Origin of the sequence: Bradyrhizobium zhanjiangense, assembly GCF_004114935.1 — a bacterium.
Lineage (GTDB): Bacteria > Pseudomonadota > Alphaproteobacteria > Rhizobiales > Xanthobacteraceae > Bradyrhizobium > Bradyrhizobium zhanjiangense.
Genome location: NZ_CP022221.1, coordinates 3,868,070 through 3,891,516, shown reverse-complemented (window position 1 = coordinate 3,891,516; position 23,447 = coordinate 3,868,070). Strand labels below are relative to the sequence as shown.

The window sequence follows — 23,447 nt, the reverse complement described above, 5'->3', positions numbered from 1 at the left end:
CACCCGATCCGGGGACCAAGAAACTGGCGCCGGCCTCCCCGCCAGCGTCCTGCCGCAAGACTTGAGGTGATCATGCCTACGCATCTGCGGAACCGCATCACAAGCCTGCTCGTCGGACTCGCCATGGCGATCGTGCTGCCTCGCGTGGCGTTGGCCGACACTCAATTCGACAAGATGCGCACCAAGGTCGCGGCTTTCGTCGCCGACAAGATGGAGAAGCTGGGCGGATCCCGCATCATCTACAAGGTGGACACCGATGGCTTACGGGAGGCGGTCGTCACGGATCTGCGCGACGACGCCTACAAGATTCTGCGCGAGGGGCGGATCGCCTTCTCCGGACTTGCGATCAGCGACGGCGGCGTCGAAGTGAAGATTGCGGACGCCAAAGGTCGCGAACAGCTCACACGCAAGCTGGCCTCGGCGGCGGAGGGATTGCCCACGCACGCGCTCACCGCGACCGACGCCGGCGACGGACTGATCAGGCTTGCGCCGACCGACGCCGCATCCGCCGCACGGCTGCACGATCTCGTCGAAGATTCCATCGCTATGATCGAGCAGCGCCTTAAGGACGCCGGCATCACACTCGTCAGCGTCCAGCCCGAGGGAACGGACCGCATCCGCATCTTCCTGCCGGGCGCGATGGAGCCCGAGCGCATCACCACAATCTTCGCCAAGAAGGTGCGGGTCAGCTTCCGCCTGATCGATCTCTCGATGCCGCCGGAGCAGGCGCGATCCGTCACGCCGCCCACTGGCACGGAAGTCCTGCTCGGCTTCAAGGACAGGCTTTCTTATCTCGTTGCCAAGGACAGCGCGCTCGACGGCGACGACATCGGCTATGCGGGACCCGGATTTACGAGCGACACGAACGAGCCGATCGCCTCGTTCCGCTTCAACGGCCGCGGCACGCGGCGCTTCGCCCGCATCACCGCAGAGAACATCGGAAAGCCCTTTGCCATTGTGCTCGACGACAAGGTGATCGCCGCTCCCGTGATCCGCGAGCCCATCACCGGCGGCTCAGGCCAGATCTCCGGCAACTTCACCCTGGAAGAGGCCAACAGCGTCGCCATGCTGCTGCGCGCAGGCTCGCTGCCCGGACGTCTTGGCCTCGTCGAGCAGCAGGTCGTGCAACCCGCCGCCAAGCCCTAAGGCGGAGATCGGGCGGCCCCCGCGGCGTCGGGCCCATCCGCGACGCTGAAGTCGCCCCGAATCACGGCCGCGTTGCGGGCCGACGCACAACCAAAGGGGCAATTGCCGAAACGCCCGATCAAGCTAAAATTTGCCTCTTGCGGCATGATGGCCAAAGGCTTCATTTCAGGCGGCCGTCATTCGATTTCGGCTATACGAATACCGAGCAGGACTGAAGGCCTTACGCGGGGTTAGTACCATGCCGTCCGGCAGCGCAGACGTTTCCTCGATCCTCGACCGCATTCTCGATGCGGCAACGGACAACCTCAGGATCGCGAAGATCCTGGTCCAGATGGGCCTCGATCCAAACAACGTCACCTACGACGCGATCTTCAACCGGCTGCTGGAGATCTTCGTCCACAACATCACGTTGGCCAATCTGTTCGCCGCGGTCGGCGCCGTCTTCTTCGTCGCCACCCTCTTGATGCGGACGATGGTGCCGCTGCGCGTCGCCAACATGATCGGCTGCGCGTTGTTCGCCGTTTTCGGCGCGCTCTCCGCCAACGTCTCGACGTTCCTCCTGTATCTTCTGTTGCTGCCGATCAACGCCCTGCGGCTGCGGCAGATGCTCAAGCTGGTCAAGAAGGCGCGCCATGCGGCCGAAGGCGACATGTCGATCGAATGGCTCAAGCCGTTCATGACCGAGCGCAAATATCGCCATGGCGACACGCTGTTCAGGCTGGGCGACCCCGCCAATGAGATGCTCCTCACGGTCACCGGAAAATTCCTGGTCAAGGAGATCAATGTCGAGATCGGGCCGGGAACTCTCATGGGAGAGCTCGGCTTTCTCACGCCGGACAACCGGCGCACCGGAACGATCGAGTGCATCGAAGACGGACAGGTGCTGACGATCACCTATGACCGGCTGCTCGAGATTTATTTCCAGGATCCGCAGTTCGGTTATTACTTCCTGGTGCTGACCAGCCAGCGCCTCTTGCAAAACATCGATCGCCTGCAGAAGCAGCTCGCCACGGAGCGGGCGGCCGCCACGAACAGGATCGCGTGACCGCCCCGCCTCCACGCCGCAACGCCAAAGGCGTTGCGGCCAGTCTAGGACACGATGGCTCCGCGCAATTTTGCGGATATGTCCCGTCCGCAGCGCATTCGACCCTTCCAGATTGGCGCTGGGGCGGTCCCGCCGCAAAACCGCCCTAAAAACCGAATGGTAACCATGGCGCCTTAAGGTAATGACGTGACCAACTCCCCGACCATCCTGGTGTTCGATTCCGGCCTTGGCGGACTCACGGTGCTCCGTGAGGTCGTCGCCGCACGCCCGGACGCGCATTACGTCTATGTCGCCGACGACGCCTTCTTCCCCTACGGCCACCATGGCGAGGACGAGATCATCGCCCGCGTGGTGCCGTTGATGGGTGAATTGATCGGTACGCATGATCCCGACCTCATCGTCATCGCCTGCAACACGGCATCCACCCTGGTCCTGTCTCACTTGCGCGCCGCCTATTCCGTACCCTTCGTCGGCACGGTGCCGGCGATCAAGCCGGCCTGCGCGCAGTCGAAGACCCGCCGCGTCTCGGTGCTCGGCACCAAGGGCACAGTAAAGCGGGAATATACCAAAGCTCTGATCCGCGACTTCGCGCAGGGATGCGAGGTGACTCTGGTCGGCTCACCCGAGCTTGCCTCGCTGGCTGAAGCCGAGCTCAGCGGCGCTGCGATCAGCGACGAGGCCATCCTCGCCGAACTCGCACCCTGTTTCGTCGGCGACGCCGGGGATGCGACATCGCGCACCGACACGGTGGTGCTCGCCTGCACGCATTATCCGCTTCTGCTCGAACGGCTGAAACGGCTGGCGCCCTGGCCGGTCGAGTGGATCGACCCCGCGCCCGCGATCGCCCGCCGCGTCTCGGATCTGCTTGGCCCGCGGATCGGCGGCATTGCGCAGTCAGGCGCCGAGATGATCTTCACCTCGAACCGCGTGCATGGCCTTTCGGCGATGCTTACACCGTTCTTCGGCGGCCGCGCCCTGGCCTGACTTTGCGCGGCAACGGCGCGCTGCTAGGCTTTGCCGTCGTCACCTTGCCGCAGGCCTTCCCATGTCGGTCCCCTCCACACCACTCAACCGTCTCCGCCGGCTCTGGCGCGAGGGGCGCCCCGCCTTCGGCGCGATCGCGACGATCCCGAGCGTGCAGATGGTGCAGATCATGGCGCGCTCGCTCGACTGGATCATCGTCGATCTCGAACATGGGCCGATTGGATTGACCGAAGCACATGCGATGATCGCCGCGACCACGGGCACGCCATGCACGCCACTGGTTCGGATCGCCGCGAACGAGCCATGGCTTGCGAAAGCACCGATGGACATCGGTGCCTTCGGCATCAATTTCCCGATGATCACCAACCGCGACGACGCCGAGAAAGCGGTGCGCAGCGTGCGCTATCCGCCGCGCGGCGATCGGCTCTGGGGTCCCTTCCACGCGCCGTTCCGCTGGGGCCAGTCGATGCCGGACTACATGGCCAGCGCCGACGACGAGATGATCTGCATGATCACCATCGAGCATGTCGACGCCGTCAATCGCATCGACGAGATCATGGCGACACCGGGCATCGACGTCGCAGTGATCGGCCCCGGCGATCTCGCCACCTCCATCAACAAGCGTGGTCAGATGGACGATCCGGAGCTGCTTGAGCTGGTCGCCCGCGCGGAAGCCGGCATCCTCAGAAGCGGCGTGCCGATCGGGGGCGTGGCGCGCACCGCCGACCAGGCCAACGCCCTGATCGACCGTGGCTACCGGGCGATCGCGCTCGGCTTCGACTGGTCGCTGTTCCAGCGTGGCATCATGGCGGCGTTCGAAGGGACCAGGCGCTGAACAAGCCGATCTCGGCCTTGCCGGGAACCGGGGCGCTGCTAGGGGAGTCGGCGGCCCACAAGCATCTGAAGGCCGGCGATTCCTACCGGGTCCCGGCAGATGCCCGTGCACGACGCCAAAACATATAGCAGCAAGCCTCTGAAAATACTAGTAATTTACGTTTTCAACAAAGCCAATCCGCTGGCCTCGCCGGCGCCCCTCATGCGACGAACCGACCGAGCCCAAGCGGGTTGGTTCGTGCTAGATCACGCGGCGAGCGGATGACCCGCTCGCTGCACATATTTTAATCTGCGGGAACCGGAGACCAATGCGCGGGACGCCCAAGACCATCTCGCTGCGACGCCGCCTGATTTGCGACCTCATGCGCGCCTCGATGGGCGTGCCCTTCGTCTCGCTCTCCCGTTCGCTTGATATTCGCCCCCTGCTCGAATCCCGCGCCGGCGCGATGGCGCCTGCCGGCTGGGCGGCGATGTTCGTCAAGGCCTTTGCCCTGGTCGCCAAAGACGAGCCGATCCTGCGGACCGTCTATGCCAAATGGCCCTGGCCGTCGCTCTATGAGCTGCCGAAGAGCGTGGCGCTGGTCGCCATCGCCCGGGTAGAACGGGGCGAGGAATGCGTGATGCCGCAGCGGATTTCGGCCCCGGAAGCCCTGCCATTGGGCCAGATCGACGCCGAGATCCGGCGCGCCAAGACGGCGCCGGTCGAGGACGTCCCGATGTTCCGCAAGATCATGCGGGCGACCCGCCTGCCCCTGCCGCTGCGGCGCCTGTCCTGGGCGGTGGGGCTGAATTTCGGCCGGCAGCGCGGCAACTGGTTCGGCAGCTTCGCGGTAAGCTCGGTGGCCGCCTATGGCGGCGGCGAGCTCCACCCCATCACGCCGGGCCCCTTCGTCATCAGCTATGGGGTGGTCGAGGCGGACCAGACCATCCATGTCGTGATCCGCTGGGACCACCGGGTGACGGATGCCGCCCCGATCGCCCGGGTCCTGACCCGGCTGGAACAGGTCCTCAACACTGAAATCGCTGCCGAATTGCGGGCAGCCGGCGCCAAGCCCATCCGGGCAGTAAGGACCTGATTCCGGGGGCATTCGCATTGACAGCGAACCCCAAACTCCCCTAAAAGCCGCCTGCTCGCGGGCCGATTTCGGCCCGCGAAGCGTTTCGCGACCCGTGGTCCTGTCCTTAAGCTTTGGGGATCGGACCTGTCGGTGCCGGGCCTAGCCCGTCACACAGGAGGGCGCGTTTCCTCAAACCATGCAACCGAAGAGGACGCGATGACTAAGCGTAGTGAGGCGAAGTACAAGATCGATCGCCGTATGGGCCAGAACATCTGGGGCCGCCCGAAGAGCCCCGTGAACCGCAGGGAATACGGCCCCGGCCAGCACGGCCAGCGCCGCAAGGGCAAGCTCTCCGATTTCGGCGTGCAGCTGCGCGCCAAGCAGAAGCTGAAGGGCTATTACGCCAACATCAGCGAGCGTCAGTTCCACGGCATCTATGTCGAGGCGAGCCGCCTCAAGGGTGACACCGGCGAGAACCTGATCGGCCTGCTCGAGCGCCGTCTCGACGCGGTCGTGTACCGCGCCAAGTTCGTCTCCACCATCTTCGCCGCGCGTCAGTTCATCAACCACGGCCACGTCAAGGTCAACGGCCGCAAGGTCAACATCTCGAGCTACCAGCTCAAGGTCGGCGACGTGATCGAGGTCAAGGAAGCCTCCAAGCAACTCGCTCACGTGCTCGAAGCCAGCCAGCTCCCCGAGCGCGATGTTCCCGACTATCTCGAAGTCGACCATGGCAAGATGATTGCGAAGTATGCGCGCATCCCCGGCCTCTCCGACGTGCCGTTCCCGGTGCAGATGGAGCCGCATCTGGTCGTCGAATTCTATTCGCGCTGATCGTTTCGGCAGATCGACGTTCAAAGGCCCCGGTTTCCGGGGCCTTTTTCGTTTCAGGCCGCCACTCCCCTGTCTCATCCTATCCGTGCTATGCTTGCACTAACGGAGTTGATCATGACGCGTCTTCTGGAAGAGGCCTTTAGCAAGGTTTCCGGCCTGCCCGATTCAGAGCAGGATGAGTTGGCGCGAGCGCTGCTTGAACTCGCCGGAGTCGATCAGCCTCCGATCCAGCTGACGGCGGCGGAAGAGGCGGATCTCGCCGAGGCCGAAGCTGAAATCGCCCGCGGTGAGCTGGCTAGCGCCGATGAAGTTCGCGTGATGTGGGCCAAGCACGGGCTGTGAAGGTCCGTTACACGAAGCGAGCGCTTGCCCAGATCGACGTGGCCCTGACCTATATCGAAGCGCGCTCGCCCCAGGGAGCAGGCCGCGTCCGCGACCGCATTGTCGCGCTTATCGCGCTGCTTCAGGACCATCCTTATGCAGGGCGCCAGACCACTCGTGCATCCGTCCGTCGCGTGCCGGTCAACCCTTATCCTTATCTGATCGATTATCGTGTGACCGAGACAGAAATCGTTATTATGCGGTTTCGTCACGCCGCCCGGCGTCCATCTAGAACTCGCTAACCGCGAGCGAATGCCAATCCCTCAGGGAGCAAGTTGATGCTCTACACCCCTCCCCCCGTCGATCCCAAGGCGCCGCCGGTGCGCATCAATCTGCTCTCGGACACGCAGACGAAGCCAACCGCTGCGATGCGCGAGGCGATGGCGCGGGCGGAGGTCGGCGACGAGCAGGTCGGCGACGATCCGACGGTGAACGCGCTGTGCGAGCGCGTGGCCGATCTGCTCGGCAAGGAAGCCGCGGTGTACATGCCCTCTGGCACGATGTGCAACGTCACCGCGACGCTGGTGCATTGCCGTCCCGGCGACGAGATCCTCGCCCACGAGACCGCGCACATCATCGCCCGCGAAGGCGGCGCGCATGCGGCGATCGGCGGCTTCCAGGTCACGCAGCTGAAGGGCGCCGACGGCCAGTTCACGCCCGACACATTGCGCAGGGCGCTGCATCCGCGCACGCGCTACCAGCCGCCGCAAACCGTCGTCAGCGTCGAGCAGACCGCCAATATCGGCGGCGGCACGATCTGGAAGAAGGCGGCGCTGGACGAGATCGTCGCGATCGCGAAGCAGCATGGCCTCATCACCCACATGGACGGCGCGCGCCTACTCAACGCCACCGTGGCGAGCGGAATCTCGCCGCGCGACATGACCGCTGGATGGGATTCGGCCTGGATCGACTTCTCCAAGGGCCTCGGGGCGCCGATCGGCGGCGTGCTTGCGGGCTCACGCGCCTTCATCGACGCGGTGTGGCAATGGAAGCAGCGCCTCGGCGGCTCGATGCGGCAGGCCGGCATCTGCGCCGCGGCCTGCATCTACGCCCTCGACCATCACGTCGAGCGCCTTGCCGACGACCACGCCAATGCGCGCGCGCTCGCCCGCGGGCTGTCGCAGATTTCTGGCATCGAGGTGCAGGAGCCCGAGACCAATCTGGTATTCTTCAAGCCCGACGGCGCCGGCATTCCCGGCGACAAGATGGTCGCAGCGCTACGCCAGCGCGGCGTGACGCTTGCGATGATGGACGGCCGCATCCGCGCCTGCACCCATCTCGACGTCAATGCGAGCCAGATCGAGGAGACGATCGGATACGTGCGCGAGATCGTGCGCGGAGCGTAAGTCAGGTAGCCCGAGGGGCGTAATGGTCGAGCTCACCGCCCCATCGCCTGATAGATCAGCGTCTTCAGCGCCAGCTGGATCCGGCCGCGCTGTGAGGGGGTCTGCACCATGAAGATCCCGAACAGATCGTCTTCGGGATCGATGAAGAAGAAGGTGCCGCCGACGCCGTCCCAGCGATACTCGCCAAGCGGCCACGCCGTACCCGGCGGCACCGCGGTGCGTACGGCAAAGCCGAGGCCGAAGCCGGAGCTGTCGCCCGGATAATAGTTCTGGTCGCGCGCGATCTTCGTCTCAGGTCCGATATGATCGGACGCCATCAGCGCGATGGTCTCGGGCTTGAGATAACGCCGTCCCTCGTAGATGCCGCCATTCAGCAGCATCTGCGCGAAACGGGCGTAGTCGCCGATCGTGCCGACCATGCCGCCGCCGCCCGATTCCCACTTCGACGGCCGCCTGATGTCGCGAACCGGCGTGGTCGGGTTGATGTTGCGGTCCTCCGGCATCGGCTCGGCAACGCGCGGAAATTTGGCGGGATCGGCGACGAAGAACGCGGTCTCGGTCATGCCGAGCGGATCGAGCAGCCGCTCCTTCTCGAACTGGAGCAGCGTCTTGCCGGAAGCGACCTCGACGACGCGGCCGAGCACGTCGGTGGAAAAGCCGTAATCCCACGCGGTGCCCGGCTGCTCGACCAGCGGCAGCGTGGTGATCTTCGCGACGAAGTCGGCATTGCTGAGATTGCTTTGGAACAGATTGGCCTCGGCATAGAGCTCGCGCACCATGCCGCCACCATGATAGCCATAAGGCAGACCCGAGGTGTGGCGCAGCAGATCCTTGATCGTGACGGGACGATTCTGCGCTTCCAGCACCAGCGCGACCTTGCCGTCCTCGGCCTTCGTCTCGACGCCGACCTTCATCTTGGCGAAGGCCGGAATGTATTTCGAGACGGGATCGTCGAGCGAAAGCTTGCCCTCCTCGACCAGCATCATCGCCATGACCGAGGTGATCGGCTTCGACATCGAATAGAGGCGGAAGATCGTGTCCGCGCTCATCGAGATCTCGGTCGCGACGTCACGGACGCCGAAATTCTCGTAATAAACTGGCTTGCCGTGCTGCTGGAGCAGCAGGATGGCGCCGGGAATCTTACCGGTGGCGATCTCGTTCCGGATGTAGTCGGAGACCTTTGCGAGGCCTTCAGGCGAGAATTTGTGCGCAGCGCGCTCGGAGCCCGCACGCGCACCGACCACGCCAAACAGAACAACGAGCGCCGCGATCAGCGCGCGGCGCCCGCGCACATCACTTCTCCATGGCTTCATAGACCAACTGCTTCAATGTCCGTTGCACCCGCTGGCGCTCGGTAGGAGTCTGCTCCAGGAGGACGAAGAACATGTCCTGCTTGGGGTCGATCACGAAATAGCAGCCGGAGGCACCGTCCCACTTCAATTCGCCGAGATCGCCGGGTGGCGGCGGCTTGGCATTGCCGGGATCGGTGCGGACTGCGAGGCCGAGGCCGAAGCCAAAACCGTCACCGGGGAAGTAGAAATAGTCGCGGTCGACGCCCGATTTCGGGCCGACCTGATCGGTCACCATCAGCTTGAATGTCTCGGGCTTGAGGATGGTCTTGCCGTTGAGGCTGCCGCCGTTGAGGAGCATCTGCGCAAAGCGCTCATAGTCGGCCATGGTCGTCACCATGCCGCCGCTGGCGAATTGGATTTTCTTGACGGTGGTCGGATCGTTGATTCGGCCGACCCGGAAATCGCTGTCGTTCGGCACCGGCTGCGCCAGGAGCTTCTGCTTCTCGGGTGCCGTAACGAAGAAGCCGGTATCGACCATGCCGAGCGGGTCGAGCAGCTTTTCCCGCATGATGTCGATCAGCGGCTTGCCGGCCGCAATCTCCATCACACGCGCCAGCACGTCGGTGGAATGGCCATATTGCCAAAGCGCACCCGGCTGATTGTGCAGCGGCAGTTTTGCGATCCGCTCGGCGAACTCTGCAAGGTCGAAATCGCCGGCATAGATATTGGCCTCGCGATAGGCTTTGCGCACCAGGCTGTCGCCATAGAACCCATAGGTGATACCAGAGGTGTGACGCATCAGGTCGAGCACGGTCATCGGCCGGTTGGGCGGCACCAGTTCGAGCGACTTGGTGCCGTCCTCCGCCTTCTTCTCGACGCCGACCTTCACATTGGCGAAGGACGGGATGTATTTCGAGACGGGATCATCTAACTTGACCTTGCCATCCTCGATCAATCGCATCGCGACCACGGAGGTGATCGCCTTGGTCATCGAGAACAGGCGGAAGATCGTCTTGTCGGTGATGGGCGCCTTGCTGACCACGTCCTGCACGCCGAAGGCTTCGTGGTAGACCGGCTTGCCGTGCTGCTTGATCAGCACGGTGGCGCCGGCGATCTTGCCGGTGGCGACCTCGTTCTTGAAGAACTCGCTGACCTTCGCGAGCTTGTCCTGGTTGAAATGCGCGCCGGCCGGAATCTCGTAGGTGCCCTCCGCATGCGCGGACGACATCGCGCCAAGCGACACCAGCGCGCCGCAGACCAGCGCGCGCAGTCCAGATTGTGAAATCATACCCCCTCCCCGGAACATGGTCCGGCGGAGTGTACTGACCGCGTCGTCACGCACAAGGGCTGCCGTACCGCGCCAACACGTCCATGTGAAGGGCGGCGCTTCGCTCCGAGAAACAACAGAATATGACACGGCTGACCGAGGGCGCGGCCGGCAACGTGTCGATGGTCGTATGAACCGCAATCTTCGCGGCCTGCCCGGCCGGGAAACGATAAACGCCAGTGGAGATCGCGGAGAAGGCCAGCGAGTTCAGCCCATTGGCCTGACAGAGCTCGAGCGCGCGACGATAGCACGAGCGCAGCGCCTTCGCCTCGCCGTGGCTGCCGCCATGCCAGACGGGGCCGACAGCATGGATCACATGGCGCGCAGACAGAAGATAGCCCTTGGTGATCTTGGCATCGCCGGTCGGGCATCCTCCGAGCGTCCGGCACTCGGCGAGAAGCTCGGGACCGGCAGCGTCGTGGATCGCCCCATCGACGCCGCCTCCGCCAAGGAGAGACGAATTTGCGGCGTTGACGATGGCGTCAACGCCGAGCGTGGTGATGTCGGCAACGATGACCTCGAGCTCGGCGCCACTGACACGGCGCGTCAGCTGGGTCATGCATCAAGCCGCGACGACGACGCCCTTCTCGGAGAAGAGCTGCTGCAATTCGCCGGCCTGGAACATCTCGCGGACGATGTCGCAGCCGCCGACGAACTCGCCCTTCACATAGAGCTGCGGGATGGTCGGCCAGTTCGAATATTCCTTGATGCCGTTGCGCAGCTCGGCGGATTCGAGGACGTTGAGGCCCTTATAGCCGACGCCGATATGGTCGAGGATCTGGACGACCTGGCCGGAGAACCCGCACTGCGGAAATTGCGGCGTGCCCTTCATGAACAGAACGACGTCGTTCGACTTCACTTCGTTGGCGATGAATTCCTCGATGCTCATTTCCATGTCCTTCCGGGGCGGAGCCCCCACCAATTGTCTCGGGCCGGCTCAGCCGATCTAACCCGACATCTGCCCATATATGTAGCCCAAACCGTTGTGCATCCAAAGTAAAATGGCGGCGAAGGGCCCTCGTCCTGGACTTGGGCGGCCGGTCAGAGCCCCGCCGGTCCATAGGCTGATGACATCAATATCATCGCCGGAGAGGACTTTCATACCATAACGGAGCCCCTATCTAGGACGAACCTTGGTTTTGGAACCGGGTAGCGCCAACAACGTTCTCTTGTCCTGTCTGGAGAAAAACGTGACGAAACAAGCCTCCGCTACGGCCCCCGCTCCGCTTTCGTCACCGTCCTCCGACCCGGGCAAGCTCGCCCAGCGGCTGGGAGACGCGTTTCTCACCGTCCGCAACGAGACCGAACGCCGGGCGGCGCCACTCTCACCCGAGGACCAGCAGATCCAGTCCATGCCGGATGCGAGCCCGATCAAATGGCACCGGGCGCATACCACCTGGTTCTGGGAGCAATTCCTGCTCGGCGAACATTGCCCTGATTACCGGCCCTTCCACCCCGATTTCGCATTCCTGTTCAATTCCTATTACGTCAGCGCCGGCCCGCGTCATGCTCGGCATCGCCGCGGCGACATCACCCGTCCCAGCGCCGACCAGGTCGGCGCCTATCGCAGATATGTCGATGCGGCCGTCGTCAAATTCTTCCGCGAAGCCAGCGCGGCCAAGCTGCGCGAGATCGCGCCGCTGGTCGAGGTCGGGCTCAATCACGAGCAGCAGCATCAGGAATTGATGTTCACCGACATCCTGCACGCCTTCGCGCAGAATCCGGTTTCCCCGACCTATGATCCGGACTGGCGCTTCCCGGCCGCGACCCGTGCCGGCGAGGATTGGCTGTCTCTGAACGAAGGCATCCACACCGTTGGCCATGTCGACGACAGCTTCCATTTCGACAACGAGAAGCCGGCGCATCGCGCCCTCGTTGGCCCGGTCAAGATCGCCCGCCATCTCGTCACCAACGGTGAATGGCTCGCCTTCATGCGCGACGGCGGCTACCGGACCGCAACGCTGTGGCTGATGGACGGCTTTGCCACGGTGAGCAACGAGGGCTGGGAGGCTCCGGGCCACTGGCGCGAGGTCGATGGCGCGTGGCACGTGATGACGCTTGCCGGCCTCAAGCCGATCGATCCGAACGCGCCGGTCTGCCACGTCAGCTATTACGAGGCGGACGCGTTCGCCCGCTGGACTGGAAAACACCTGCCGACCGAGATGGAATGGGAGGTCGCCGCGCGCGCCGGCCAGCTCAACGATGCCTTCGGCATCGTCTGGCAATGGACCCGCTCTTCGTACGCGCCCTACCCCGGCTACCGCGCCGTTGAAGGCACGCTCGGCGAATACAACGGCAAATTCATGGTCAACCAGCTGGTGCTGCGCGGCTCCTCGCTTGCAACCCCTGAAGGCCACAGCCGTATCACCTATCGCAACTTCTTCTACCCGCACCACCGCTGGCAGTTCACGGGGCTGCGGCTCGCCGACTACGACTAAAAATTCCGACGACAAATGCGCGCCGGACAGCGCGTTCAGGAGAGTATCATGAATGTGCACGCCAGCGCTTTGGCCGAAGCCCATCTCCCCGACGAGCAGACGACTGCCTTCGCCCGCGAGGCGATCGAGGACCTCTCGCAGCAGCCGAAAAAGCTGTCGCCGAAATATTTCTATGATGCGACGGGGTCAGAGCTGTTCGAGGCGATCACGCGCCTGCCGGAATATTACCCGACGCGCACTGAGCTTGCGATCCTGAGGGAGCGCGGCAGCGACATCGCGAAGATTATCCCGGAGCATGCGGCGCTGGTCGAGTTCGGCGCCGGCGCGACGACGAAGGTCCGCCTGCTGCTGGGCCATTGCAAGTTCGCGGCCTATGTGCCCGTCGACATCTCCGGCGACTTCCTGAAGGCGCAGGCAAACGGCCTGAAGCGGGATTTTCCCGCGCTCGGCATCTATCCGGTCGCCGCCGACTTCACCACGCCGTTCGAGCTGCCCAGGGCGGTCGCATCCATGCCCAAGGTCGGCTTCTTCCCGGGCTCGACCATCGGCAATTTCGAGCCGCAGGAAGCGCAAGCCTTTTTGAAGAGCGCCCGCAAGATCCTCGGTAAGGGCGCGCAGATGATCATCGGCGCCGATCTCGAGAAGGATGAGCGGGTACTGCACGACGCCTACAACGATGCCGCCGGCGTCACCGCGCGCTTCAACCTCAATGTGCTGGTGCGCATCAACCGCGAGCTCGGCGGCAATTTCGACCTCTCCGCCTTCACCCATCGTGCGATCTACAACCGCGAGCGGCACCGGATCGAGATGCACCTGATCAGCAAGAAGAGCCAGACCGTGCGTCTGCTCGGCACGACCTTCTCGTTCCGCCCCGGCGAGAGCATCCACACCGAGAACAGCTACAAATACAGTATCGAGCGTTTCGCATCACTGGCACAGGGCGCGGGCTGGCGTGTGCGCGAAAGCTGGACAGACGCGGCCAAGATGTTCTCCGTGCACGCGCTGGAGGTGGCCGAGTAGGCCTCCGCGCCTACTCCTCGGTTGCCGCTCCCAGCGACACCGACTCCCACACCGCCACGACGATCATGATCACGGTCGTTGCGACCGAAAGCCAGAGCGGCGATAGCTCCGACGCGAACCAGCTCAGCACCAGCAGCAGGATGATGCCGATGCCGTGCGAGAGCTGGAGGAAGCCGCGGATCGCGTGCTTGAACAGGATGGCGCCGACCAGGAACACCAAGGGACCACCGATCGTGCTCACGATGGTCCGCAGGTCGGAATGGCCGGTGGGATGCTTCAGCACCAGTTCGTCCGAGACCGCGGTCAGGATGATGCCGGCGACGATCGGCATGTGCAGATAGGTGTAGGCGAGCCGCGCCAGCCGGCCGGATTCGGTGGACTTCGAGATGCGCTCGGAGCCGGCCTCGGCCCCCTTGTGGAAATAGACCCACCACATCGCGATGGCGCCGACCAGCGCCGAGACGAAGGCGAGGATGTTGTCCGCGCTCCACGTCAGCTCGGCAAAAGTGGCGCCGTTGACGACGATGGCCTCGCCGAGCGCGATGATGACGAACAGAGAGCAGCGCTCGGCCATGTGCGCGCCTTCGACGGCCCAGGCCTCGACCGACGAGAAGCCCAGCTTCGGAACCCAGAAGCGCGCCGCCGGGGAGATGTACTCCCAGGTCACCGCCGCGATCCACAGCCATAGCCGCGTATCACCCTCGGAGAGGCCGCCTGCGATCCACAGCACCGCGGAGATCGAGAGCCAGGTCAGGATGCGAATCGCGTTGTGCCGCACCGCGGTGCGGTGATGCGGGGTCGCGAACAGCCAGAACGCGGTACGCCCCACCTGCATGGTCGCATAGGCGATCGCAAACCACAGACCCCTCCCCTCGAAGGCGGTCGGAATCGTGGTCGACAGCACAAGGCCGCCGAGCATCATCGCAAACAGCAGGATGCGGACCGGCGTCAGCTCGGGATTGAGCCAGTTGGTGACCCAGGCGGTGTAGACCCACACCCACCATACCGCGAGAAACAGCACCGCGACATGCACCGCGCCGAGCGGCGTAAAATGGTGCAGCAGCGTGTGCGAAACTTGTGTGACGGCAAAGACGAAGACGAGGTCGAAGAACAGCTCGGCATTGGTGACACGGCTGTGCTGGTTCGGACCGATGACGCGAAACATCGCGCCGCGCGGATTCTCCGCAGCCATCTTCGTGCCCCGTCGCGCTTGGATCAGGTGCCCGTCAGATCAAGTGCCCGGCCCGCCGGGTACCCCGGTTTGCAGCGCCAGCGCATGCAGCACGCCGCCCATCTGGCCGCGCAGGGACTGATAGACGATCTGGTGCTGCTGGACGCGGGATTTGCCGCGGAAGGATTCCGAGATCACGGTCGCAGCATAGTGGTCGCCATCGCCGGCGAGGTCTCGGATGGTCACTTCGGCATCGGGGATTGCTGCCTTGATCATCGCCTCGATATCGTGGGCGTCCATGGGCATTCTGGTCTCGCTCCTTCTGGTCTCGAATCGCTTGCCGGGGTCCCCTCACCGGCACGGCCAAACTTAGCGTGAACGGCCTTCACCGTCACGCACTCAGGCACTATATCCCTGATCCCGACAGGAAGGCACGACAAAGTGCCGCGCGCGGCAGGTTGATCGAAAAGGCGTGACATCATGAAGCTTCCAGGGCCCGACCATCCCATCACCATCACCCAAAATCCCCGGCGCGTCCGCGTCACGGCCGGCGACATCGTGATCGCCGAGACCAGCAAAGCGCTGACCTTGAAGGAGGCCAAATATCCGGCGGTGCAATATGTGCCACGGGAGGACACCAACATGGCCCTGCTCGAGCGCACCGACCGCGTCACCCATTGTCCGTACAAGGGCGATGCGAACTATTACAGCGTCAAAACCGACGGCAAGACGCTGGACAACGCGATCTGGACCTACGAGACGCCCTTCCCCGCGATGACGGAGATTTCCGGCCATCTGGCCTTCTATCCGGACAAGGTGAAGATCGAGGAAGTGGGGTAGTTTTGGATGCCGTCATTCCGGGGCGGTCCGCAGGACCGAACCCTGGTGCGCAGTTGCGCACCTGAGAATCTCGAGATTCCGGGTCTGGTGCTGACACGAACCTAAGCTAAGCCCTGAAGATCGTGAGCCCCAGGATCAGCAGCACCAGGAAGATCACGACGAAGACGTAGAACAGGAAGCGGGCGATATCGGCGGAGGCGGCCGAAATGCCGGTGAAGCCGAGCACACCGGCCACGATCGAAACGAGTAAGAAGATCAGCGCCCACTTCAGGATCGTCATCGCCAGCTCCGAATTGGTGCCGCCCCTCGCGGCCTCACGCTCTTTTCGCGAACCCTAACTTCGTTACGCGGAACTGGTTCCTAAGGGGTCCGGGGACTGAAGAGCGACCCAAACGGCCCTTGCTGAATCAGGTTCCCGGCGGCACAGTCCAGCCGGGGCGGGAGCGCGGGGCAATCATGATGACGATGTCACATTCGGCGACGATCGGCGCAGAGGCACATGCCGCACCCAAGGCCAAGACGCGCAATTTGTCGCTCGATCGTGCCCGTACCTTCCTGACGCTGGTGGTGCTGCTGCACCATGCCGTCATCCCCTATACTTACTTCGGTCATACCGACCCGAAATTCTTCTTCGGCTTCGACATGATCGTGCTCGCCACCGACAGCTTCTTCATGGCGATGTTCTTCTTCCTGTCGGGCTTGTTTGCGTGGTCGGGCATCGCCCGCAAGGGACCGCTGAACTATTTGGCCGATCGCCTGCTTCGGCTTGGCCTGCCGTTCGTGATCTGCGCATTCACGATCATTCCGCTCGCCTATTACGCCATCTCGCTCAGACACCATCCCGAGATCGGCTTTTCGGAATATTGGTGGAATATGATCACGAAGGGCCCGTGGCCGAGCGGGCCGATCTGGTTCCTTTGGGTCCTGCTCGGATTCGACGTGGTCGCCTGCATATTGCATCGGCTGTCACCCACCCTGCTCGATCCGATCAACCGCCTCTCGCTGCACGGTCGCCGTCGGCCCGCCGTGTTCTTCGCGGTCATGCTTGCCGTCACCGCAGCGTTCTATGTTCCCGGGCTGATGTATTATGGTCCAGGCAACTGGTTCGAGTTCGGGCCGTTCTCGGTGCAGCACGGGCGTGTGATGCTCTATGCGAGCTACTTCTTTTTCGGTGCCGGCATTGGCGTCGCGAATATGGATCGCGGCCTGCTCGCGGCAGACGGCCGGATGGCGAAGGTCAGCTGGGACTGGATGGTCTTGACGATCATTCCGTATTGCCTGCTCTGGGGGCTGATCTTCATCAAGCGCGAAATACTGGGAAATCCGTCGCCGCTGCCGAACTGGTATGAGGGGCTCTATGCCATCTGCTTCGCTGTCTTCAGCGTGGCTATCATGTTTTTAATCCTGGCCTTTTTCCAGAGGTTCAGACAATCAGGCTCAGCAAAGCTACTCGATCCGATGCAGTCGGACGCCTACGGCATGTTTTTGGTGCACTACCCGATCGCGCTTTGGCTGCAATACTGGCTGTTTGATTATGAGCTGCCAGCGATCGTCAAGGCGACGATCGGGTTCGTGCTGACAGTCGCGTTCAGTTGGGCGCTAACGCGCGCCTTGCGCCAGATCCCCGGGGCAACGAAGGTGCTGTGACCCAGTAGCCCGGATGGAGCGCACGCTCCATCCGGGCTACGGGACTTATCGTGAGGCCAAGGTCTCTCAACTCGTCATTGCGAGGAGCCCCTTGCGACGAAGCAATCCAGAGTCCCTCCGCGGAAACCGTCTGGATTGCTTCGTCGCTTTGCTCCTCGCAATGACGGAGAGCGGGGGAACGGCTTACGCCGCCTTCCCGCCCATATACTCCGGCAGCCAGCGCTCGAACGACTTGCGCAGCGTGTCGATCGCCACCGGCGCCTCGCCCGCGATGGCGATCGCATCGCCCCCGGTGGTGCCGATCCGCACGCAGGGCACCTCGCATCCGCGCATCTTGGCGAGCACGCGGCCGGCCTCCGTTTCCGGCACAGTGACGAGATAGCGTGCCTGGTCCTCGCCGAACCAATAGGCCTGCGACACAAGCGCGGTCGGCGCGGCGAGCAATTTTGCGCCGATGCCGCTCGCCATCGCCATCTCGGCGAGCGCGATCAAGAGACCGCCGTCGGAGAGATCGTGCACGGCCGTCGCAGTGCCCGCATGGATCATGCCGCGCACGCAATCGCCATTGCGCTTTTCCGCGGCGAGATCGACCGGCGGCGGAGCGCCCTCCTCGCGGCCGCAGATGTCGCGCAAGTAAACCGACTGGCCGAGCCAGCCATGGGTCTCGCCGACGAGCAGGATAGCCTCGCCCTCGGCCTTGAAGGCGAGCGAAGCGGATTTGGTGAAATCGTCGAGCAGACCGACGCCGCCGATCGAGGGCGTCGGCAGGATCGCACGGCCGTTGGTCTCGTTGTAGAGCGAGACGTTGCCGGAGACGACCGGGAAGTCGAGCGTGCGGCAGGCTTCCGAGATACCCTTCAGGCAGCCGACGAACTGCCCCATGATCTCGGGCCTTTCAGGGTTGCCGAAATTGAGGTTGTCGGTGATCGCCAGCGGCTTGCCGCCGACCGCGGTGATGTTGCGCCAGGCTTCCGCCACCGCCTGCTTGCCGCCCTCGAACGGATCGGCCTCGCAATAGCGCGGCGTGACGTCGACGGTCAGCGCCAGGCCCTTCGGCCCGTCCTGCACGCGCACCACGGCGGCATCGCCGCCGGGGCGCTGCATGGTGTTGCCGAGGATGACGTGGTCGTACTGCTCCCAGACCCAGCGCTTGCTGCACATGTCGGGCGTGCCGATCAGCTTCTCCAGCGCCGCGCCGAGGCCTATCGGCGTCGCAACGTCGCGGGCGTGCACGATCGGCAACGCGGCGGAGGGGACATGCGGGCGGTCATAGACCGGCGCCTCGTCACCGAGCTCCTTGATCGGCAGGTCGGCCATGACGTCGCCGCCATGCTTGACCACGAAACGCTTGCTCGGCGTAGTGTAGCCGACCACGGCGAAATCGAGGCCCCACTTCGTGAAGATGGCCTCGGCTTCCTTTTCCTTCTCGGGCTTGAGCACCATGAGCATGCGCTCCTGGCTCTCCGAGAGCATCATCTCGTAGGCGCTCATGCCGGTCTCGCGGGTCGGCACCGCATCAAGATCGAGATCGACACCGAGATCGCCCTTGGCGCCCATCTCGACCGCCGAGCAGGTCAGGCCCGCCGCGCCCATGTCCTGGATCGCGATGACGCAGCCCTTCTCCATGATCTCGAGGCAGGCTTCCAGCAGCAGCTTCTCGGCGAAGGGATCGCCGACCTGCACGGTCGGGCGCTTCTCCTCGGACTTGTCGTCGAACTCGGCCGACGCCATCGAGGCGCCGTGAATGCCGTCGCGTCCGGTCTTGGAGCCCAAATAGACGATCGGCATGTTCACGCCGGAGGCGGCCGCATAGAAGATCTTGTCGGCATCGGCGAGGCCGACCGCCATCGCGTTGACGAGTATGTTGCCGTCATAGCGGGTGTGGAAGCGCACCTGGCCACCGACCGTCGGCACGCCGAAGGAATTGCCATAGCCACCAACGCCGGCAACGACGCCGGAGACGAGGTGCCGCGTCTTGGGATGTTCCGGCGCACCGAAGCTCAGCGCATTGAGGCAAGCGATCGGGCGCGCGCCCATGGTGAAGACGTCGCGCAAAATGCCACCGACGCCGGTGGTCGCGCCCTGATAGGGCTCGATGTAGCTTGGGTGGTTGTGGCTCTCCATCTTGAAGACCACGGCCTGGCCATCGCCGATGTCGATTACGCCGGCATTCTCGCCCGGGCCCTGGATCACCCAGGGCGCCTTGGTCGGCAGGCCGCGCAGATGGATACGCGACGACTTGTACGAGCAATGCTCGTTCCACATCGCCGAAAAGATGCCGAGTTCAGTGAAGGTCGGCTCCCGCCCGATCAGCTTGAGGATGCGCTCATACTCGTCGGGCTTGAGCCCGTGGGCGGCAACCAGTTCGGGGGTGATCTTGGGTTCATTCTTCATGGATTCGGGGCTTTCGGCGGGCTTTGGCCGTTCTTAGGAACATCGGAGGGCTTGGAAAAGCCCTTTATGGCGCATTTTCCCGCTGTCCCACGTTTTGCGGCGGGGGCCCCGCGGGAACAGGAATTGCACGGCGCGGACGGATCGGATTTAAGGGCTAAAGACCCGCAATTGAAGGCCCATTTCCTTGCACGAATTGACCAAAGCGCCCGCTCCCCGCCGCCCCGACCTCCATGTCGCCACCGAGGGAGAATTTAAGGGCTGGCGGACCTGGATTCGGGACAGTTTTGAGTCCCATGTCGGCCCCTTCTGGCACCGGATCGAGGCGGACGGCGGCGTCCGCAGCGCCTTCCGGGTCGAAAAGAAGCACCTCAACGGCTCCGGCAACGTCCATGGCGGCTGCTACATGGCCTTTGCCGACTACTCCCTGTTCGCGATCGCCACCCACGTCCTGGACAGCCGGGCGGTGACGACCAACTTTGCCTGCGAATTCCTCGACGCGGCGCGGGAGGGCGAGCTGATCGAATGCACCGGCGAGGTCAGCCGCGCCGGCGGCTCGCTGATCTTCCTGCGCGGCAAGATGATGTCCGGCGAGCGGCTGCTGCTCACCTTTTCCGGCACGATCAAGCGGATGAAGCGGAAGCCGCAGCCCCAGCCAAACGCATAGCTCGACGCCTTCCCTTTTCACGCCCCCTCGCCCAGAGTTGCACCAAGCGCTTGTGCGCCGGGGAGCAGGAACAAGGTGCCGCAGAGCACATCTGAGGCGGGTCGCGCGATGGCGTCCGCATCAACGCCGTCGCCGTCCATGGCCGCCACCGGCGCGCGCAACTGGCGCGACTATGCGTTGCTGTTCGCGCTCGCCTGCTGCTGGAGCTCGACCTATCCGCTGGCCAAGCTGGCGCTGGACACGATTCCGCCCATCACCTTCATCGCGGCGCGCTCGCTGATCGCGGCCGCGTTCCTGTTCGCGATCCTGTGGATGCGCGGCGTCACGATCCCGACCGACGCCAAGGCCTGGAAGCTGTTCGCGACCCAGCAATTGATCAACTCGACCTTCCCCTTCCTGATCATCACCTGGTCGCAGCAATACGTGCCGGCATCGAACACGGTGGTGCTGGCGTCGACGACGCCGATCTTCGCCTTCCTCATCACCTCGCTGATCACACGGCACGAACCGGCAACGCTGCTCAAGCTCGCGGGCGCGATCCTGGGCCTTGCCGGCACGATTCTCATCGTCGGCCTCGATGCGCTACGCGGCTTTGGCAGCGAGATCGTCGCGGAGATCGCGATCTTGCTCGCCACCATCTCCTTTGCCTGCGCCACGATCTTCGGCCTCAGGCTGTCCGACTACGACCCGATGGTGGTGGCGGCGGGCTCGTTGCTGTTCGGCGGCATCATCCTGCTGCCGCCCTCGCTTGTCATCGATCAGCCCTGGACGCTGCACCCGACGCCGACCGCGATCATCGCCACCATCGTCATGGGCATCGTGTCGAGCGCATTGGGCTTGATGCTGTTCTACGTCTGCCTCGCCCGGCTCGGCACGCTGACCACCAACGCGCAAGGCTATTTGCGCATCCCGATCGGCGTCGGCCTCTCCGTGCTGCTGCTCGGCGAGAACGTGCCGTCGAACCTGGCGCTGGGGCTGCTGCTGGTCATGGCCGGCGTTGCGGCCATGACAGTGCCGGCGGAGCGGCTGAAGCTACGATAGCGTGAAGCGCTTTTTGCGAGCGTCAATCAAGCAGCCACGTTCGGCTGCCGGAAGCCCGCTTCCATCTCGCGGCGCACCCGCACGGCTAGACTATTTGGGTCGTACTCCACGTCCTCCCATTTCAGGCGCGGGCGTAGAGCAGATGCGCGTCGGCGGAATCGAAGTCCGGCCATTGCTTCTGGAGATCGTCCAGCGTTGCGACGAGGGTCAGTCGCCTCAAACGCGATGCAAGTTCGTGAAATCGCAGCCGAATGAAGCTATTGCTTGGCGTCGTCCGCCAGCATCTTCCGGTACTTCTCGACGTCGCGCGTCACGAGCTTTCGCAGCACCTCGGGCGTGTGCTCGTCGGGGTCGGGCGCAACGGTCGAGAGGTCGGCAAAGCGCTTCTTCACCGCGTCGGTTTCCACCGCCGTGCGCGCGGCGGCGTTGAGCTTGGCGATGACGGCCGGCGGGGTGCCCTTGGGCGCAAACAGGCCGTTCCAGCCCTGCGCCTCGAACTCGGGCAGCCCGGCTTCGGCCGACGTCGGCAGATCCGGCAGCGTCGCGAGCCGCACGGTGGAGCCGACCACGAGGCCCTTCACCAGCTTCTCGTTGATCGCCTGAGAGACGGAGGCGGCCGCATCGCAGACGCCGTCGATCTGACTGCCGACCGCATCGGTCAGCGCGGGCGCGGCGCCGCGATAGCCGACCAGCGTCGCGTCGATCCCGGCGGCGGTGACGAAGCTCTTGCAGATCAAATAGTTCGACGAGCCGACGCCGGCATGGCCGAGATTGATCTTGCCCGGATTGGCCTTGGCGTAGGCGATGAACTCCTTCAGGTCCTTCGCCGGAAAATCCTTGCGCACGCCGATGATGCCGAACGTCTTCGCGACCATGGCGATCGGCACGAACGAGTCCGGCGTGAACGGCAGTTTTGGATAGATCGTGTAGGTCGCGGCATTGGTGCCGGCATTGCCGATCGCGATGGTGTAGCCGTCGGGCTCGGCGCGAGAGGCGCGTGCCAGCGCGGTCGAACCGCCGGCGCCGGCGACGTTCTCGATCACGATGGTCTGGCCGAGCGCGATGCCCATCTGCTCGGCGACGGTTCGCGCGATCACGTCCGAGGTGCCGCCGGCCGCGAACGGCACGATCATGGTAACAGGACGTTTGGGATAATCCTGCGCGAACGCAACGGTCGCGAACGACAGCGCCGCGAGCGCGGCGAGCGACCGCTTCAGCATGAACGAGATCACGCGGCTTTTTCCAGATGCTGGACCAGGCCGGCGAACAGGCCGCGGCCGTCGGTGCAGCCCATGATGTCTTCGACGTGGTTTTCAGGATGCGGCATCATGCCGAGCACGTTGCCCTTGTCGTTGACGATGCCGGCGATCGAATGCGCCGCGCCGTTGATGTTATGGGTCTCATCAACCACGCCCTCGGCAGAACAGTAGCGATAGAGCACCCGCCCCTCGCCTTCGAGCCGCTTGATGGTCTCTTCATCCGCCTCGTAATTGCCCTCGCCGTGGGCGACGGGCACGCGGATCACCTGCCCGGCATTGTAGCCGCGGGTGAACGGCGTGTCGGAACGCTCGACCCGCAGATGCACGTCGTGGCAGATGAATTTCAGCCGCGCATTGCGCATCAGGACGCCCGGCAACAGGCCGGACTCGCAGAGGATCTGGAAACCGTTGCAGACGCCGAGCACGAGGCCGCCCTTGGCCGCATAGTCGCGCACCGCGTCCATCACCGGCGCCCGCGCCGCAATCGCGCCGCAGCGCAGGTAATCGCCATAGGAGAAGCCACCCGGCACCACCACGAGGTCGGTGCCGGCAGGCAGCGAGGTCTCGGCGTGCCACACCATTGCGGGCTCGCTGCCGGAGATCAGCCTCAAGGCACGCGCCATGTCGCGGTCGCGATTGATTCCGGGAAAGACGAGGATGGCGGCTTTCATGGCTTAAGTTCCGACGGTGGCTGGAATCGGGGTGGCACGGAGGGGCCAATTCGCC

At 64.0% G+C, this 23,447-nt stretch carries 25 protein-coding genes; 15 read left to right on the top strand and 10 right to left on the bottom strand.

Features of this window, described 5'->3' with window-relative positions; genetic code table 11:
* Positions 1-72: 72 nt before the first annotated feature.
* The 9 genes from XH85_RS18260 to XH85_RS18220 all read left to right on the top strand — a co-directional run bounded on the left by XH85_RS18260 (position 73) and on the right by XH85_RS18220 (position 7,628).
* Entirely contained in the window at positions 73-1,146 is a 1,074-nt protein-coding gene (locus tag XH85_RS18260; RefSeq protein WP_128932916.1) for a SecDF P1 head subdomain-containing protein, read from the top strand.
* Between the two features lie 238 nt (positions 1,147-1,384).
* Positions 1,385-2,191: a Crp/Fnr family transcriptional regulator gene (locus XH85_RS18255; RefSeq protein WP_164934486.1), complete on the top strand. Its 807-nt coding sequence runs from the start codon at positions 1,385-1,387 to the stop codon at positions 2,189-2,191.
* 186 nt (positions 2,192-2,377) lie between these two features.
* On the top strand, positions 2,378-3,175 hold the full coding sequence (murI, locus tag XH85_RS18250) for a glutamate racemase (RefSeq protein WP_128932915.1): 798 nt from the start codon (positions 2,378-2,380) through the stop codon (positions 3,173-3,175).
* A gap of 61 nt (positions 3,176-3,236) precedes the next feature.
* Positions 3,237-4,010: an HpcH/HpaI aldolase family protein gene (locus XH85_RS18245; protein ID WP_128932914.1), complete on the top strand. Its 774-nt coding sequence runs from the start codon at positions 3,237-3,239 to the stop codon at positions 4,008-4,010.
* 307 nt (positions 4,011-4,317) lie between these two features.
* Positions 4,318-5,085 carry an acyltransferase gene (locus XH85_RS18240; RefSeq protein ID WP_128932913.1) on the top strand — a complete coding sequence of 256 codons (768 nt, stop codon included), beginning with the start codon at positions 4,318-4,320 and terminating at the stop codon, positions 5,083-5,085.
* Positions 5,086-5,283: 198 nt separating this feature from the next.
* Entirely contained in the window at positions 5,284-5,901 is a 618-nt protein-coding gene (gene rpsD, locus XH85_RS18235; RefSeq protein ID WP_128932912.1) for a 30S ribosomal protein S4, read from the top strand.
* A gap of 114 nt (positions 5,902-6,015) precedes the next feature.
* Entirely contained in the window at positions 6,016-6,243 is a 228-nt protein-coding gene (locus XH85_RS18230; protein WP_128932911.1) for a hypothetical protein, read from the top strand.
* Positions 6,240-6,524, top strand: coding sequence for a type II toxin-antitoxin system RelE/ParE family toxin (locus tag XH85_RS18225; RefSeq protein WP_245474148.1), 285 nt, complete (start codon positions 6,240-6,242; stop codon positions 6,522-6,524). The genes XH85_RS18230 and XH85_RS18225 overlap by 4 nt, the downstream gene beginning before the upstream one ends.
* 36 nt (positions 6,525-6,560) lie before the next feature.
* Complete coding sequence (locus XH85_RS18220; protein ID WP_128932909.1) at positions 6,561-7,628, top strand: threonine aldolase family protein; 1,068 nt, start codon at positions 6,561-6,563, stop codon at positions 7,626-7,628.
* 32 nt (positions 7,629-7,660) lie between these two features.
* Here the strand turns inward: XH85_RS18220 and XH85_RS18215 are convergent, their stop codons facing one another.
* From XH85_RS18215 to grxD, 4 genes are read right to left on the bottom strand one after another with little or no spacing between them, the layout of a single operon-like run.
* A complete protein-coding gene (locus tag XH85_RS18215; protein ID WP_206734824.1) occupies positions 7,661-8,920 on the bottom strand; it encodes a serine hydrolase domain-containing protein in 1,260 nt (419 codons plus the stop codon).
* 1 nt (position 8,921) lies between these two features.
* Positions 8,922-10,208: a serine hydrolase domain-containing protein gene (locus XH85_RS18210; protein WP_164940185.1), complete on the bottom strand. Its 1,287-nt coding sequence runs from the start codon at positions 10,206-10,208 to the stop codon at positions 8,922-8,924.
* Between the two features lie 46 nt (positions 10,209-10,254).
* A complete protein-coding gene (locus tag XH85_RS18205) occupies positions 10,255-10,806 on the bottom strand; it encodes an O-acetyl-ADP-ribose deacetylase (protein WP_128932906.1) in 552 nt (183 codons plus the stop codon).
* A gap of 3 nt (positions 10,807-10,809) precedes the next feature.
* The gene (gene grxD / locus XH85_RS18200; protein ID WP_061883061.1) at positions 10,810-11,136 is read right to left on the bottom strand and encodes a Grx4 family monothiol glutaredoxin; all 327 of its coding nucleotides are present in this window, start codon (positions 11,134-11,136) and stop codon (positions 10,810-10,812) included.
* A 250-nt stretch (positions 11,137-11,386) separates the two neighbouring features.
* On the opposite strand from grxD, the gene egtB reads away from it, so the two are divergent.
* Together egtB and egtD are read left to right on the top strand one after the other, a co-directional pair.
* Positions 11,387-12,685, top strand: a complete 1,299-nt coding sequence (egtB, locus tag XH85_RS18195; RefSeq protein WP_164940192.1) for an ergothioneine biosynthesis protein EgtB — start codon at positions 11,387-11,389, stop codon at positions 12,683-12,685.
* Positions 12,686-12,733: 48 nt separating this feature from the next.
* Positions 12,734-13,705 (top strand): L-histidine N(alpha)-methyltransferase, encoded by a 972-nt coding sequence (egtD, locus tag XH85_RS18190; RefSeq protein ID WP_164940184.1) that lies wholly within the window; start codon positions 12,734-12,736, stop codon positions 13,703-13,705.
* Positions 13,706-13,715: 10 nt separating this feature from the next.
* On the opposite strand, the gene XH85_RS18185 is transcribed toward egtD, so the two are convergent.
* Positions 13,716-14,897, bottom strand: coding sequence for a low temperature requirement protein A (locus XH85_RS18185; protein ID WP_128932903.1), 1,182 nt, complete (start codon positions 14,895-14,897; stop codon positions 13,716-13,718).
* A 39-nt stretch (positions 14,898-14,936) separates the two neighbouring features.
* The gene (locus XH85_RS18180; RefSeq protein WP_128932902.1) at positions 14,937-15,182 is read right to left on the bottom strand and encodes a BolA family protein; all 246 of its coding nucleotides are present in this window, start codon (positions 15,180-15,182) and stop codon (positions 14,937-14,939) included.
* Between the two features lie 174 nt (positions 15,183-15,356).
* Here XH85_RS18180 and XH85_RS18175 point away from each other — a divergent pair, with 174 nt between their 5' ends.
* A complete protein-coding gene (locus XH85_RS18175; RefSeq protein WP_128932901.1) occupies positions 15,357-15,716 on the top strand; it encodes a DUF427 domain-containing protein in 360 nt (119 codons plus the stop codon).
* A 106-nt stretch (positions 15,717-15,822) separates the two neighbouring features.
* Here the strand turns inward: XH85_RS18175 and XH85_RS18170 are convergent, their stop codons facing one another.
* Positions 15,823-15,996, bottom strand: coding sequence for a DUF1328 domain-containing protein (locus XH85_RS18170; protein WP_007612121.1), 174 nt, complete (start codon positions 15,994-15,996; stop codon positions 15,823-15,825).
* Between the two features lie 176 nt (positions 15,997-16,172).
* Between XH85_RS18170 and XH85_RS18165 the strand changes: the two genes are divergently transcribed.
* Entirely contained in the window at positions 16,173-17,363 is a 1,191-nt protein-coding gene (locus XH85_RS18165) for an acyltransferase family protein (protein ID WP_128932900.1), read from the top strand.
* 183 nt (positions 17,364-17,546) lie between these two features.
* On the opposite strand, the gene purL is transcribed toward XH85_RS18165, so the two are convergent.
* Entirely contained in the window at positions 17,547-19,757 is a 2,211-nt protein-coding gene (gene purL, locus XH85_RS18160) for a phosphoribosylformylglycinamidine synthase subunit PurL (RefSeq protein ID WP_128932899.1), read from the bottom strand.
* 184 nt (positions 19,758-19,941) lie between these two features.
* Between purL and XH85_RS18155 the strand changes: the two genes are divergently transcribed.
* Together XH85_RS18155 and XH85_RS18150 are read left to right on the top strand one after the other, a co-directional pair.
* Positions 19,942-20,421, top strand: coding sequence for a PaaI family thioesterase (locus XH85_RS18155; RefSeq protein ID WP_164934489.1), 480 nt, complete (start codon positions 19,942-19,944; stop codon positions 20,419-20,421).
* A gap of 75 nt (positions 20,422-20,496) precedes the next feature.
* Positions 20,497-21,462, top strand: a complete 966-nt coding sequence (locus XH85_RS18150; RefSeq protein ID WP_128932898.1) for a DMT family transporter — start codon at positions 20,497-20,499, stop codon at positions 21,460-21,462.
* A 257-nt stretch (positions 21,463-21,719) separates the two neighbouring features.
* On the opposite strand, the gene XH85_RS18145 is transcribed toward XH85_RS18150, so the two are convergent.
* Complete coding sequence (locus tag XH85_RS18145; RefSeq protein WP_128932897.1) at positions 21,720-22,694, bottom strand: tripartite tricarboxylate transporter substrate binding protein BugD; 975 nt, start codon at positions 22,692-22,694, stop codon at positions 21,720-21,722.
* Entirely contained in the window at positions 22,691-23,392 is a 702-nt protein-coding gene (gene purQ, locus XH85_RS18140) for a phosphoribosylformylglycinamidine synthase subunit PurQ (protein WP_128932896.1), read from the bottom strand. Before purQ ends, XH85_RS18145 begins: the two co-directional genes overlap by 4 nt.
* Between the last annotated feature and the right edge of the window lie 55 nt (positions 23,393-23,447).